Source organism: Alcaligenes sp. RM2 (assembly GCF_052931795.1).
Genome location: NZ_JBRFIO010000008.1, coordinates 21,738 through 35,908, shown reverse-complemented (window position 1 = coordinate 35,908; position 14,171 = coordinate 21,738). Strand labels below are relative to the sequence as shown.

Below are 14,171 nucleotides of genomic sequence, written 5' to 3'. Positions count from 1 at the left end.
AGACAACAGCCATGAAGACGCTACGACTAGGTGTGCAGGTCTTGCTCTTGTTTATTGGCCTGCTGCTGGGGGGCGGGTCTCAGGCACAAACCCTGTCCGAGATTGAGCAAGAGCGTCAGCTGATGCGGGAGCTGCAGCAGGCGCAAGATGAAGTTCGCCTTTTACAGTATCGCCTGGAAGGCAATCAAACCTCCATACGACGCGAACGTAGCTACGAGTTCGAGCAGAAGCTCACCCATGCGCGCGATCTGTCCAGCCGGGTCGTGCAAAAGCTGGAGCGACGTAGCCGCTTGTTGCGGGCGCGCTTGCAGGAGCTGGGTGAAGATGCTGGAGACGAGGCAGACCAAACCACACTTCATAATGAGCGGCAGCAATTGCGACGGGCTGACGCGGCCTTGCGCGCAGACTTGCGGGTAGCACGCCTGGTGCAACTGGAAACGGAACAGACAGGTCAGCTGTTGCGGGATGCGACAGCGCGCTATGAACATGCCAAGCGCTGGCAACGCAGTGCTTCCCTGGTCTTATTGCAAAGTCTGCCTGGATTGAGCGAGGCCTGGCCGGCGGATCGGCAAAAACTGTCCGACTTCGCTCAGCAGTGGCGTGAAACCTGGAAAGACACGAGCTGGCAGCAAAGTAACGCATCATTCGGGATGGTGATCGCCGTTCTGATCATGGGGTTTGTTTTGCTGCGACTGATGCCGGTGTGGATCAGCCGTTATTTACCGACAGGGCGTTTGCGCCGCTCCAGCCTGACTCTGGCCAATTTCCTGTTGTGGTTTTTTGTCAGCTTGATTCTGGTGGATCAGTTGATTGAGCTGTTCTTCGATCGCCCAGGCATTAGCGCCATGCAGTTTGAACTGCTGGCTACCTTGAAGTTCGGAGCGGCAGTGGCGGCGGTGGTGCTGGCCACCATGAAAGGTATCTTGATCCAGAGTCGTGCCTCCTGGCGCTTGCTGCCCTTGTCGACTCAGGCGCAAGGGCGAATGCGTTATTTTGCACTCGCCTTTTTTCTGATTGCCTATCTGGACATTGTGGCGACCTTTTTTAAAGGTTCGATAGGAACGTCAGACACGTTTCAAGCCTTGATGGATGGCATCACCAGCCTGCTTTACCTGGTCTTGTATGGCTATGGCTTGTGGATACTGCGGGCCGAGCTGTTTGGCCAGACCGAATCGTCGGGGCAGGGCTCTGTCAGAACAGCGCGTAGCTGGGCGCGCCTGGTCTTCAAAGGGGCCGTCGCCGTCTATATTCTGGTCGCTGGGCTGTTCATCGGTGGGTGGCAGGGCTTGTCGGATGATTTGATGTCCCACTTCATCACCATGCCTTTGATCTTTGGCTTGATTGCCTATGTCTTCATGGTGTGGCTGCAGGACATCTCGGACTCCTTGCTGGCCTATTTGCACAACCGCAGCCGTGATCCTGATGCGGCACCGATTCGCGTGCAAAGCCAGTTCATTGTTGTGTTTTTTGCTATCGCCCGGATGAGCGTGTTGCTTCTGGCGATCTGGATGGTGAGTGGGGATTGGTTAACTGAACCCAAACAGATGCTGGAGTCGGGACTGGATGTCTCGCGTGAGGCCTTGCGTCTTGGAGCGGTGCAGTGGCGCCTGGACTTGTGGCTGATTGCCTTGGGCGTGATGCTGGTGGGAGGTGTTCTGATTCATTTTCTGCGCACCTGGCTGCGTCAGAATTACATGCCTAACACCACGCTGGAGCCGGGCCTGCAAAATGCGATCGTGGGCATGGTTGGGTACGTTGCCTATTTTGTTCTGTTGGTGATCTGCCTGTCCATGCTGGGTGTGCCGATTGAATCGGTGACCTGGATCTTTACGGCCTTGACGGTGGGTCTGGGTTTTGGCTTGCGAGGCATTGTGCAGAACATTGCCTCTGGCCTGATGCTGATGGTCGAGCGTCCCGTCAAGGTGGGAGACTGGGTGGAGGTAGAGGGCAGCGAAGGCAATGTGCGCCAGATTCGCTTGCGGGCGACCTATGTTGAGCGCTTTGATCGCACCATGGTCATGGTCCCCAACTCCCAGATGATGGGGCGGCAGGTGCGTAATCTGACTTACACCCCGACCTCCTTGGGCGCGATCGAGTCCCGCTTGCTGTTTCCGCTGGATGTGGACGCGGATGCGGTCATGCAGATTTTGCGTGAGGCCGTACAGTCCGAACCGGAAATTCTGACCGAGCCAGCCCCTATCTTGTCTTGCGACGGAATTTTTGGGGATGGGGTGGCATTCAGCACCCGTTGTTTCATCAATACCATGCGAGTCCAGCGCCGGGTGCGCAGCAATCTGATGCTCGATATTCTGCGGCGCTTGCGTCAACAGGGCATCAGTCTGCATCCGGCCCAACGCTGGGTTCAGGAAGCCATGGACAAGGACAGGGCCGAAGACCCCGACCTTTAGGGTTTTCCCAGTGATTGAAAGCTGAAATATTCATCCGTATAATTTGTTTAGCCACACTAAACAGAATAGACGCATTATGCGTATCAGGATGGATGAGACATGAGCAAGAAACAGTCCCCACAGGACGAGGCCCCCGTATCGCCCTGGCGTGCCGCCAGCGCAGCGGGTTTGGGCACCATGATCGAGTATTACGACTTTCAGCTGTACGGCGTCCTGGCTGTGACGCTAAGCGTGCTGTTTTTTCACGCCGGCAATGAGAATGCGGCCTTGCTGTCCACATTGGCCGTGTTTGGCGGCGCCTTTCTGGCACGCCCCTTGGGCGGTATTTTCTTTGGCTGGTTTGGCGACAAGCATGGCCGTACCGCTGCCTTGATGTTCACGATTGTGGGCATTGGAGTGGCCAGCGCCTTGATGGGCATGTTGCCTACCTACGCCACGCTGGGCCTGGCTGCACCGGCCTTGCTATTGCTGTGTCGTTTGCTGCAGGGCTTTTTTGCCGGTGGTGAAATTACGGGCGCAGCTACCTATGTGGCGGAATGCTCGCCCCCCGGCAAGCGCGGTTTCTTTGGCGCGTTCAACCCGGCCGCCGCCACTTTGGGCTTGTCTCTGGCCACCGGCGTAGCCGGCCTGGTGACGGCGCTGGTGGGTAAGGAAGCCATGCTGGATTGGGGCTGGCGTATTCCCTTTCTGCTGTCCATTCCCTTGATCATTCTGTGCGTCTGGGCTCGTTCACGTATCGAGGATTCGCCGCGCTTTAAGGAAATGCTCAAAAGCCATCATCCCGAGCACTCGCCCCTGTCCTTGATTGTGCGTGATTACCGCCGTCCCCTTTTGCAAGTCATTGCCATTGGTTTTGCGCAGAATGCAGCAGGCTACGTGGGCGTGGTCTATCTGAGTACCCATTTGATTCACACCCTGAAATACGACGGCACTGCGGTGTTCTGGCTGATTTCCCTGGTCACCTTGTGCTCGGCCTTCATCATGCCTTTTGCCGGTGGCCTGTCTGATCGCTTTGGCCGCAAACCCTTGCTGACGATTGGCTTGCTGGGCTATCTGGTGCTGGTGCCGCTGACGATGTGGGTCGCCTCCTGGGGCAGTTTCCCGCTGGCGGTGATCGCGGTGGCCGTGTCCATTTTGCCCTTCATCGTAGTGCAGGCCGTGGGCTACCCCTTGTATGCCGAATTGTTCCCTACGCGAGTGCGTTATAGCGGCGTGTCGCTGGGCTTTAACATCGCCACCATTCTGGGTGGAGCGACGGCGCCATTCGTGGCGTCCTGGCTGACGGGCCTGACCGGTTCCAGCATGGCACCTGCCTTTTACGTGATGGTAGTGGCGCTGATCGGGATTGTGGCTTTGAGCACGGTGCAGGAAACCTCTGGCCGTCAGTTGGCCGATTGATTTTCAAGGAAGTAAATGATGTCCGGATATTTTCTTTATCACTCCATTGGCATGTTCGAGGGCAAGGAAGCGGCCATGCGTGCCGAGCTGGATCAGTTCAGCCAGGTCTGGTCGGCGCAGGACGATGCCCAGTGGGGGTACGCTCTGGGCCAGAAACAGGCTTTCATGGATGCCTGGGCCCGTTTGATTGGTGCTGATTCCAAGGATATTGCGCTAAGTGAAAACGTCACTAGCGGCCTCTACAGCATTCTGGGTTCTTTGCCTTCGCATGTACTTAAAGGGCGTACCTTGCTGGTTGCGGCCGATTGCTTTCCCAGCCTGCATTTCCTGTTGCAAAAACTGGCCTTGCGCCTGGGCTTCACCTTGCGCACCGTACCTTTGAGCGCCGGCCTGTCCTATGTGACGGACGATGATTTCATCAATGCCTGGGATGACAGTGTGGGTTTGGCCCTGGTGACCTGGGTCAGCTCTACGTCCTCGCACCGGGTGGATGTGGATCGCATGGCGCAATGTGCGACGGAGCACGGCAGCCTGATGGCGCTGGATTTGACACAAGCTGCCGGGCTGGTGCCGTTCACCGTGCATGAAGGCGTGGCCTTTACCTTGTCGGCCTCCTTGAAGTGGGCATGCGGCGTGTCCGGTGCCAGCCTCTTGCATGTGCGTGCAGATTTGATCGAGCAGTGCGAGCCGGAGTTTCGCGGCTGGTTCAGCCAGGAAAATCCCTTTAACTGGAATCTGGACCAGTTCAGCTATGCTGACGGCGCGCGTCGTTTCGACCACGGCACACCGGCTATTTTGGGAAGTATTGCGTCCCTGCCTGGCATGCGTTTCGTGCTGGAAACTGGCGTAGAAAAACTGCTGGAGCAAAACCGGGCATTGACGGCGGTCTTGCTGGATCGTGCGGCCAAAGCCAATTGGCCCGTGCTGACCCCATTGGCCGAGAACGAGCGCGGCGGCAGCATCATGTTGCGCGCCAGCAGTGCCCAACGCGCTCAGGCTATGGTGGATCAGCTGCGTGAGCAGGAGCTCTATTGCGATCAGCGTGACGGCGTATTGCGTCTGTCGCCCGGTAATGTCTGCACCGAGCAGGATGTACTGCGCTTGTGCGACACCTTGCAAGCCGGTTGGTAAAGGAGGAGGGGATATGGATAGCCAAACCTGGGCTCATCAGGCCAGCCGTCGTATCGAACGATCCGCCAAGGTCGTGATGGACTATATGGCGGATCTGGATGCGCTGGGACGCTGGTCTCTGGGCTGCTTTGACACCGAAACGGTGGAGCCTGGCCTGGTGGTGGGGACGTCCTTGTTTGATGGTGGCCAAACCCATGTCAGCGTGGAGATTCTGGCCGAGCAAGGGCTGATTCGCTATTGGGTAGGTAGCGCCACACAACGTACGCCGCGCATCAGCGCCATGGTGCAGCCGCTGGATCAGAATTCCTGCATCTTGATCATGCTGGCGACACGCGGTGCAGACATGGATGAAAACCGCTGGCTACGTTTGCAGCGTTGCCATGAAACCGAGCTGGACCTGATCCAGGCCCAGCTGCACAGCGCCGCCTAGTGCTCGTGCTTAATAGCTTGGTGGGGTGATCGCCACAATAAAGCGCACATCCGTGTCGTAAGGATTGCGGTAGGCATGGGGCAGGCTGGAGTTGAAATAACAGCTATCGCCCGTTTGCAGACAGTGCTGATCATCCCCTACATCGACCAGCAGCTGGCCTTCCGTCACCAGCACACATTCCTCGGCAGGGTGGCTCCAGCGCTGCCCGACCGAGCTTCCTCCCGGCGGCAAGAATCCCGCCAGCATTTCAATACTGCCAAAGCCCGGCGACACCCGCTGGTACTGCACGCCCGAAGCGGATTGAATGCTCATGCGCTCGTTCTGGCGCACCACCGCCACTTGCTCCACATTGTCATCCAGCAGGGAAAACAAGGGCGTATCCAGCGCACGTGCAATTTGGCGCAGGGTATCCAGACTGGGTTGGGTCAAACCGCGTTCCACCTGGCTGATCAGGCCGGGGGAGACTTGGGCAAGCTCGGCCAGCTTGCGCAGAGACAGTTTTTTATGAAGTCGGACTTGGCGAATACGCAAAGCGGCCATGTAGATGCGGGGGTAGGTAGTAAAGCCGTCATTGTAGGGCAAGCCCGCAGGTCTGAGGAGCGCGGGACCTGGCCCACCTGCTGCTTACGGGCCAATCGGTTCAAGTCTTTGCCATCGGCTGGGGATCGTCGGCCCATTTTTCTTTGATATGCAGCATTTCAGGCAGGCATTTATCCAGCAGAGCGATCAGTTGCGGGTCAAAGTGCTGGCCGGATTGTTCGCGCAGATAGCTGATGCAGCTCTCCACACTCCAGGCTTTCTTATAGGGTCGCTCACTGGCCAAGGCATCAAACACATCGGCCACCGCCACGATGCGGGCGGGCAGGGGGATATTCTCGCCTGTTAAACCATAGGGATAGCCGCTGCCGTCCCATTTTTCATGGTGATACAGCGCGATCGTGCGTGCCAGTTTCAACAAGCCATGCGAGTGCTGGCCAATAATGCGGGCGCCAATCAAGGTGTGCGTACGCATGATTTCCCATTCTTCGGGCGTTAGCTTGCCGGGTTTTTGCAGGATGGAATCCGGGATGCCGATTTTGCCAATATCGTGCATGGGTGCGGCGTGCAGCAGCTCGTCGGCCGCTTCGCTGGAGTAACCCAGCCAATGGGCCAGAATGCGCGTGTAGTGGCTCATGCGGATGACGTGGCGGCCAACTTCGTTGTCCTTGTATTCGGCCGCTGTCCCCAGGCAACGGATAATCTGCAGGCGGCTGTCGCGCAGTTCCTGCATTTGTACCAAGGACAGATGGTTGCGTATACGTGCCTTCAGAATCGCCGGGTTAAAGGGTTTGGAGATGTAGTCCACCGCCCCCATGTCCAGCCCCATTTGCTCATCCTGCGGCTGCGAGAGCGCAGTTACAAAAACAACGGGGATGTGGCGGGTTTTAAGGTCGGCCTTCAAGGCTCGACAGACTTCGTAACCCGACATTTGCGGCATCATGATGTCCAGCAAGATCAGGTCCGGTAGGTCCCGTTGTGCCAGCTCCAGCGCCTTGATGCCATCTTTGGCAAAGAGCAGCCGGAAATCCTGTTGCAGCGTATGGCGCAGAATCTGCAGATTGGCGGGCTCGTCATCGATGAGCAAGAGGGTGGGGCGCGGCGAGGTAAATTCATTCATGGCGTGGCGGATCCTTGGCCAAGCTCGCATTCAGGTCTTTGATCAGCTTGGACAGGATCAGGCTGGCTTGAGCAAAGTCGAACACGTCGATGGTTTTATTAAGATCATTCAGGGTATCGGTTTGCCCTGTGCTTTCCAGATACTGACAGACCACTTGCAAGGCAGGCTCGTCCAGCTCGTTGAGCAAGACGCTGCTATGCAGAATGTGGAGATTGTTCAAGGCAACGTCGGGGGGATGCACCACGACCTGTTGAGCGTCTGAATAAGTAGTCGGTGGGCCGTTGTGACCAAGTTCGTGAGCGATGCGGTTGAACATTTCCTGCAACTGTTCAATACGGCGACGCATCTGGCGAGTTTGACCACGACGAATTTTTTCTTCCAGCTCGGCGCTGAGGGCAGACACTTGGGGCAGACCCAGATTGCCGGCGGTGCCGCGAATGCCATGTAGGCTGCCCAGCACAATCTCCCAGTTCGGGGATGCCTGCTTGATTTCATCGAGCGGGTAGCGGGTATGCAGGTCAGACAGAAAGCTCAGCAGAGCGCGGCGCAGACGGACCTGGGAACCCCACAGGCTCAGGCCCAACTCCCAATCGATCAGGCTGCTCTCTTGTGGTTCGACGCTGTGCTCCAAGGGGCCGGTGGGGGGCAGACCCATCACCATGGCAATCTCCTGCAGCAAAGAAGGCAGATCCAGCGGTTTGGTGGCAAAGCCATTCATGCCGGCCTCCTGGGCCGCATGACGGTCGGACTCCATGACACTGGCAGTCAGCGCAATTAGTGGCAAAGGCAGCCGCGCTTCGCGGCGTTCCTGTTCGCGCCACCGGCGGGCGGTTTCCAGACCGTCCATCTCGGGCATGTGCACATCCAGCAAGGCCACATCAAAATCTTCTTTGGACAGCAGCTCCAGCACTTTGTGACCGTTGTCGGCCACTGTGACGGAATGTCCGTGCTGCTCCAGGGCCAAGGTCAGCAGTTCCTGATTCAGGCTGATGTCATCGGCCACCAGAATGCGCAGCGGCGGCAGGCGGGGCACGGGCTGCTCGTCCGGGCTCAGGCTGGGTTCCTTGCCCGGTTCCAGGGGAATACGGACTTCAAAGACGCTGCCCACACCCAGGGTACTTTCAACCTTCAGCGTGCCGCCCATCAGATCCACCAGCTGGCGGGCAATGGATACGCCCAGGCCGGTACCGCCAAAACGGCGGCTGATGGATACATCGGCCTGTGTAAAAGGGGTGAACACATGGCGCAACTGCTCAGGAGTCATGCCAATGCCGGTGTCCGTGACGCGGATGGAGACGGTATTGCGCCCTGGTTCGGGATTGACATCCACATGCACCGCTCCGCTTTGGGTGAACTTGATGGCATTGCCGATCAGATTGTTCAGCACCTGCTGAATCCGCATCGGGTCGCCCTTGTAAAACTGATGCAGCTCGGGCGCATGGTTCAGACGGAACTCCAGGTTCTTGGCATCCGCTGCCAAACGCAAGGAGGCCACGACCTGATTGCACAATTCAATCAGCGAAAAATCCACTTGCTCCAGCTCGACCGAGCCGCGTTCCAGCTTGGTGGTATCCAGAATGTCGTTCAGCAAGGCCAGCAAGGAGTGGGCGGACTGGTTGATGATGGCAAGGTGCTTGTTTTGCTGCGCATTGATCTGATCATTCAGCATCAAGTCGCTAAAGCCAATAATCGCGTTGAGCGGGGTACGGATTTCATGGCTCATATTGGCCAGAAAAGCAGTCTTGGCCTGGGCTGCCTGCTCGGCTTTTTCCGCACTTTGACGCAGGGATTCGGTCAGTGCCTTGTAGCGGCTCATGTCAGTGACAAAACCGACAAACAGCGGGTCACCCGGCTGGCGTACCTTGCCTACGGCCAGGCGCATCGGCAGCAAGCTGCCATCCTTGCGCAAACCGGTGACATCCCGGCCTACGCCAATAATTTTTGGGTCGTTGGTGCGTAAATAATTGGACAGATAGCTGTCGTGGCGCGAGCGGTCCGGCTCGGGCATCAGCATGTTCACATTGCGCCCCAGCACCTCGCCAGCCTTCCAGCCAAACAGGCGTTCGGCTGAATGGTTGAAGTCCAGAATGGTGCCGTGGCTGTTGATGGTAATAATGCCGTCAATCGCGGTATCCACAATGGCCCGGTTGTGCGATTCGCTTTCTTCCATCTTCAAGAACAACTGGCGGTAGCGCAGCAGGCCGTTGGCCGCGGTCACCAGTACCGTCACCGTAATGGTGAAGGTGGACAGCACCATGGAGGCAAAGGTGCTGTTGAAGATGATCATGTCATCGGGCGGTGTGGTCTGGCCTATAAAGCGGGCGGCCGCCATGCCGGTATAATGCATGCCGGAAATGGCCAGGCCCAGCACAATGCCGCTGATGACCACGCGTTGCAGCAAGGTCAGGCGGGTGCGATGCAGGCGAAAGCGTATCCACAAGGCCAGCGTGGCCAGTACCACGGCCAGCACAATCGACAGGAAGAAGGTGATGGGCTCATAGCGCAGGACCGGCGCCATACGCATGGCAGCCATGCCACTGTAATGCATGGTGCCTATACCCAGACCCACCAAAATACCGCCCACAATCAGGTGCGAGCGTTGTACACGGGCTTGCGAGAGAATTTGCAGGGCGACCCAGGATGCCCCTACGCTGGGCAGAACCGACAACATGGTGATGGCCGGGTCGTAATGGACGCTGGTGCAAAGTTCAAACGCCAACATGCCAATAAAGTGCATGGTCCAGATGCCACCGCCCAGGGCGATGGCACCCGTACAAATGGCAATCTGGCGGTGTATGCGCAAATCAGCCATGCGGGCAATATGGGCCGTTTGCAAGGCCATGCCCGAGGAGAAGATGGCAACCAGTAGCGACAGGATGACCAGACCACTGTTATAGCTGCCAACCAAGAAGGGAGCCATCTGGTCTGCACTGATGAAGAACTGGTCGAGTATCCGCATAGGTGCTGATGTCCGAAGCGGCCCATGGGGCCAAGTTAGACGAAATGTGTCAGGCTCCCCCTGCCTGTCAGAGGGAATGTAACGGTGAAATTCGGATAGGTTACCGAGTTTGTCTCTTACTGTGCGCTTTTTTGTATGGATTCAACAAAAAAATTCATGGCTAGAGCAAGGTTCCTGTCAGCAACATCGCGGCCACGGAGAAGTAAATCACCAAACCGAGCACGTCCACCAGCGTGGCCACCAGGGGTGCCGAGGCACTGGCCGGATCAAAACCGACGCGCTGCAAGATGAAGGGCAGCATGGAACCAATACAAGAACCGAACGTCACAATGCCCACCAGAGCCAGCCAGATGGTGAAGGCAATCAGCAAGGAGTGCTCGCCATAGTCGTACAGGCCCAGGTGTTGCCAGATTTCGATACGAATAAAGCCGATCGCCCCCAACATGGTGCCCAGCATCAGACCCACCGGCAATTCGCGCAGCAGGACACGCCACCAGTCGCGCACCCGGACTTCACCCAGGGCCAGACCGCGAATCAGCAAGGAAGTGGCCTGCGAGCCGGAGTTACCGCCGGAGCTCATGATCAAGGGAATGAACATGGCCAGGACCACGGCCTTTTCCAGCTGTATTTCGTAGTACTGCATGGCACTGGCGGTCAGCATTTCACCCAGGAACAGAATGGCCAGCCAGCCTCCACGTTTGCGAATCATGGTGCTAAAGCCCGCTTGCAGATAGGGTTTGCCAATATGTTCGGCACCCCCGAAGCGGTTCATGTCTTCGGCGGCCTCGTCCATCAGGGCGTCGATCACGTCGTCTACCGTCACAATGCCGATGATGGCATTGGCCTCGTCCACCACTGGAATGGCCAGAAAGTCGTGGCGGCGTATCAGTTGAGCCACAGCCTCCTTGTCCGTCAGGGCCTGCACGGCAATGGGGCTGTCGCCACTCCACAACTCGGTCAGGGCCGCTTGCGGGTCGGCGCACACCAGCTTGCGCAAAGGCACCACAAATTGCAGTTGTTGCTTGTCGTTGACCACATAGATGGCATAGACCGTTTCGCGGGTACTTTCCACTTTCCGAATGTGCTGCAAGGTTTGTGCCACATTCCAGCTCATGGGCACTTGCAGAAACTCGGTAGTCATGATGCCGCCGGCTGTGTCTGCCGGATAGTGCATCAGACGCATGATGGAGGTGCGGGTGTGCTGGGTCAGGCGACCAAGAATCTGCTCCTGGTCTTCATGGTCCAGGTCTTGCAGCAAGTCGGCCATTCGGTCTTCGGCCAGTTGCTCCAGCACTGGCAGGCGTTCGGGACGTGTCAGCTCCATCAAGAGCGCACTGGCCCAACGCAACTCCGGCACTTCCAGCAAGGCTTGCAGGCGTTCGTTGTCCAGCTCCTGGGCAGCGAGCAGCGCGGGGCCTTGCTCCAGCTGATTCAGGGCCAGAACAATATCGGCAATCGGGGTTTGAGGGCCAAGTAGCTCAGTTGATGGATGCGTGGACATGCAATACTCCAGTGGGCGTGCAGGTACAGGGTCTTGAGTTCAGGACGTTGGCACCGGGCCAACAGACCGTAAAGCGAACCGGCTCAGTTCGCACGAAACTCGCTAGGATAGCGTTCTTTGCGGATACGTGCTTCCCAAGCCGGGCGCAGGAAACGCCAGGCCGCTGCATTTTGTCTGGGAAATTGCTGATGCTGTGGTCTAAGTATGTCTGTGAATCGATCCATGATTTACCCATAGAACCGCTCAGTGCACTACCAAGCTGAAACTCAGCGTGATGAAGAATATCGCCATCGTAGGGAGGTCTGCGCTGGAAGTCAAAGCGATTGCAATGATGCGCAAAAAAATGATTTGTGCTGTTAAGGTGAGGCTTGTGCCCATGCACCGAACTTGAGACGGTTAAGAGGGTGCTATAGTGCCCGCTTTGCCGCATAACGGCGACTCGACCCCGGCGGGCCAAGGCCCACTACACGATCAGGAACAACCATGAGCAATGCGATTAATTTTGACAAAGGCAACTACCGCTTCATTCCGACCGGCGTGAACCGCTTTTCGGGCGGGGTGGCCGCTCAGCCCGGTTACGAGATCTGCCGGGTCGTGTTTTCTGCCCCCGTGCCATTGAAAGAAGGTTTTGACTTGATTCAGGCCGTGCTGGAAGCAGAAGAGCGTCCTTTGACAGCCTTGTGCGCCTGCGAGCTGCGCTCGCCCGAGCCAGTTAGCGACAGCGACTTCAACAAGTTCAATGAGCTGTATCTGGAAACGCTGAAAGAGTGGGGCCTGGTCAAAGGCAAGCATAATCCGGTCGCCCGCAGCAACGTGTCGCCGCTGGTAGGCGCACCTGCCGAGCCCAGTTTTTACGCTTTCAGCTACACGGTGGAAACCGATATTGAAGAAGCCACCTTTGTGATCGCAGGCAGCTGCGAAGTCCCCGAAACGCCCGACGACTATATAGAGAGCATTGTGGCCTACCAGGACGTGTCGCCTGAAGGGCTGTTGCAGAAGGCGCAATGGGTTCTGGGTGAAATGGAGCGTCGTCTGGAAGTGTTGGGCCATGAATGGGCTGACACGACGGCCACCCATGCGTACACGGTGCACAATCTGCATCCTTTCATGGCTACTGAACTGGCTCAGCGCGGTGCGATTAACCATGGCTTGGGCTGGCACCTGGCCCGTCCTCCCGTCAAGGATCTGGAGTTTGAAATGGATTGCCGCCGTATCCTGAACGAACGCGTGCTGACCATTGATTAATTGATCGGCCCCTAAAACAAACAGGCCCACGCTAGCGTGGGCCTGTTTGTTTGATGTCTGGCTGTTTATGCCTGGCTATAAGCTGCCTGGCTGGCAGACTGCTGATAGCGACGACGCACAATTAGGCCCCACGCCAAGCCCAGAACGGCGGACGCCAAAGAGCCGCACAGAACGCCCAGCTTGGCAGCATCCAGCAAAACGGGCTCGGCAAAGGCCAGGTTGGCCACAAAGATGGACATGGTAAAGCCAATACCGGCCAGCAAACCAATCAGGGTGACGCCGGCCCAATCCATGCCGGCAGGCAGGGTACATAGCCCCAAGCGTACGGGCAACCAGGTGCCCAGCAGGACGCCCAGGGGCTTGCCCACAATCAGGGCAATCGCCACACCAAACAGGGCGCTTTGTGCACCGGCGGCATTCAGGTCCAGACCATTCAGGCTGACCCCGGCATTGGCCAGCGCAAACACCGGCATGATGATGAACGCTACCCAGGGGTGCAGCAGTGCAGGAATACGCTGGACCGGAGGCAGAATCTCGCGTTGAGCCAGCTGCATTTTCTGCAGCGTGTGCATGACTTCGTGGGTGTCATGTTGGCTTTCCAGTTTGGTGGCCAGTTCCAGATTCAGGTGACGGGCCTTGCGAGGCAAGGGCAGGGCGCGCACAGGGCTCATCATGCCCAGAACCACACCGGCAAGTGTGGGGTGAGCACCTGTCTTCAACAAGCCAAACCACAGGATCGCACCGGGAACGACATAGGCCCAGGCCGAGCCTATGCCCATTTTTTGCAGACCCAGGACGGCCACAATACCAACGGCTGCAATCAGGAAGGCGCTATAGTCCAGGCCACCCGAGTAGAAGAAGGCAATGATCAGGATGGCGACCAGGTCATCAATAATGGCCAGCGCCAGCAAAAACACCCGCAAGCTGGGGGGCAGGGAGCGGCCCAGCAAGGCCAGCACACCCACTGCAAAGGCAATATCGGTGGCGGTAGGAATGGCCCAACCCATCAGCACAGCCGGGTCGGGATTCATGGCGGCGTAGATCAGCGCCGGCAGAGTAATGGCGGACAGGGCAGCACAGATAGGCAGCATGGCCGAGCGCCAGTCGGACAGGGCACCGTCATGGATCTCGCGGCGGATCTCCATCCCGACAACCAGGAAGAACAAGGTCATCAGAATATCGTTGACCCAAAAATGCAGATCTTGCGAGAAACGCCAGGAGCCCAGCTCCAAGGTCACTTGGGTGTGCCACAAGGCAGAATAGCTATCAGCAAATGAAGAGTTGGCCCAGATCAGGGCTATGGCTGCAGCCATCAACAAGACCACACCGCCGAGGGCCTCGATATGCAGGAGGCGTTGCAATTGGGCTTGCAACTGGCGGGTCAGAACATGGGCGCGTGGCAAAGGCGCACCGGAAGAAGGGTGGGACATGGTCGGCAAATC

Annotated in this window: 10 protein-coding genes; 5 read left to right on the top strand and 5 right to left on the bottom strand. The window is 57.7% G+C overall.

What is annotated here, in order from left to right:
• Window positions 1–11 precede the first annotated feature (11 nt).
• The 4 genes from ACU6HM_RS18435 to ACU6HM_RS18420 all read left to right on the top strand — a co-directional run bounded on the left by ACU6HM_RS18435 (window position 12) and on the right by ACU6HM_RS18420 (window position 5,367).
• Entirely contained in the window at window positions 12–2,408 is a 2,397-nt protein-coding gene (locus tag ACU6HM_RS18435) for a mechanosensitive ion channel family protein (protein WP_446764178.1), read from the top strand.
• Window positions 2,409–2,507: 99 nt separating this feature from the next.
• On the top strand, window positions 2,508–3,806 hold the full coding sequence (locus ACU6HM_RS18430; protein ID WP_009459482.1) for an MFS transporter: 1,299 nt from the start codon (window positions 2,508–2,510) through the stop codon (window positions 3,804–3,806).
• 15 nt (window positions 3,807–3,821) lie between these two features.
• Window positions 3,822–4,937: an aminotransferase class V-fold PLP-dependent enzyme gene (locus ACU6HM_RS18425; protein ID WP_446764177.1), complete on the top strand. Its 1,116-nt coding sequence runs from the start codon at window positions 3,822–3,824 to the stop codon at window positions 4,935–4,937.
• A gap of 13 nt (window positions 4,938–4,950) precedes the next feature.
• Window positions 4,951–5,367 carry a hypothetical protein gene (locus ACU6HM_RS18420; RefSeq protein WP_009459478.1) on the top strand — a complete coding sequence of 139 codons (417 nt, stop codon included), beginning with the start codon at window positions 4,951–4,953 and terminating at the stop codon, window positions 5,365–5,367.
• A 9-nt stretch (window positions 5,368–5,376) separates the two neighbouring features.
• Here ACU6HM_RS18420 and ACU6HM_RS18415 read toward each other — a convergent pair whose 3' ends face one another.
• The 4 genes from ACU6HM_RS18415 to mgtE all read right to left on the bottom strand — a co-directional run bounded on the left by ACU6HM_RS18415 (window position 5,377) and on the right by mgtE (window position 11,484).
• Entirely contained in the window at window positions 5,377–5,949 is a 573-nt protein-coding gene (locus ACU6HM_RS18415) for a helix-turn-helix domain-containing protein (protein ID WP_009459475.1), read from the bottom strand.
• Between the two features lie 58 nt (window positions 5,950–6,007).
• Window positions 6,008–7,024: a response regulator gene (locus tag ACU6HM_RS18410; protein ID WP_009459474.1), complete on the bottom strand. Its 1,017-nt coding sequence runs from the start codon at window positions 7,022–7,024 to the stop codon at window positions 6,008–6,010.
• On the bottom strand, window positions 7,017–9,983 hold the full coding sequence (locus ACU6HM_RS18405; RefSeq protein ID WP_446764176.1) for an MHYT domain-containing protein: 2,967 nt from the start codon (window positions 9,981–9,983) through the stop codon (window positions 7,017–7,019). The genes ACU6HM_RS18410 and ACU6HM_RS18405 overlap by 8 nt, the downstream gene beginning before the upstream one ends.
• Before the next feature lie 160 nt (window positions 9,984–10,143).
• Window positions 10,144–11,484 (bottom strand): magnesium transporter, encoded by a 1,341-nt coding sequence (gene mgtE / locus ACU6HM_RS18400; protein WP_446764175.1) that lies wholly within the window; start codon window positions 11,482–11,484, stop codon window positions 10,144–10,146.
• A gap of 483 nt (window positions 11,485–11,967) precedes the next feature.
• On the opposite strand from mgtE, the gene cnbZ reads away from it, so the two are divergent.
• Entirely contained in the window at window positions 11,968–12,729 is a 762-nt protein-coding gene (gene cnbZ / locus ACU6HM_RS18395; protein WP_009459468.1) for a 2-amino-5-chloromuconate deaminase CnbZ, read from the top strand.
• Between the two features lie 65 nt (window positions 12,730–12,794).
• Here the strand turns inward: cnbZ and nhaA are convergent, their stop codons facing one another.
• Window positions 12,795–14,159, bottom strand: coding sequence for a Na+/H+ antiporter NhaA (gene nhaA, locus ACU6HM_RS18390; RefSeq protein WP_336972119.1), 1,365 nt, complete (start codon window positions 14,157–14,159; stop codon window positions 12,795–12,797).
• Window positions 14,160–14,171 lie beyond the last annotated feature (12 nt).

Excerpts from the sequence above, each read along its gene's own strand:
- ACU6HM_RS18435 (WP_446764178.1), top strand. The coding sequence starts at position 12 with ATGAAGACGCTACGACTAGGTGTGCAGGTCTTGCTCTTGTTTATTGGC.
- ACU6HM_RS18430 (WP_009459482.1), top strand. The coding sequence starts at position 2,508 with ATGAGCAAGAAACAGTCCCCACAGGACGAGGCCCCCGTATCGCCCTGG.
- ACU6HM_RS18425 (WP_446764177.1), top strand. The coding sequence starts at position 3,822 with ATGATGTCCGGATATTTTCTTTATCACTCCATTGGCATGTTCGAGGGC.
- ACU6HM_RS18420 (WP_009459478.1), top strand. The coding sequence starts at position 4,951 with ATGGATAGCCAAACCTGGGCTCATCAGGCCAGCCGTCGTATCGAACGA.
- ACU6HM_RS18410 (WP_009459474.1), bottom strand. The coding sequence starts at position 7,024 with ATGAATGAATTTACCTCGCCGCGCCCCACCCTCTTGCTCATCGATGAC.
- ACU6HM_RS18405 (WP_446764176.1), bottom strand. The coding sequence starts at position 9,983 with ATGCGGATACTCGACCAGTTCTTCATCAGTGCAGACCAGATGGCTCCC.
- mgtE (WP_446764175.1), bottom strand. The coding sequence starts at position 11,484 with ATGTCCACGCATCCATCAACTGAGCTACTTGGCCCTCAAACCCCGATT.
- cnbZ (WP_009459468.1), top strand. The coding sequence starts at position 11,968 with ATGAGCAATGCGATTAATTTTGACAAAGGCAACTACCGCTTCATTCCG.
- nhaA (WP_336972119.1), bottom strand. The coding sequence starts at position 14,159 with ATGTCCCACCCTTCTTCCGGTGCGCCTTTGCCACGCGCCCATGTTCTG.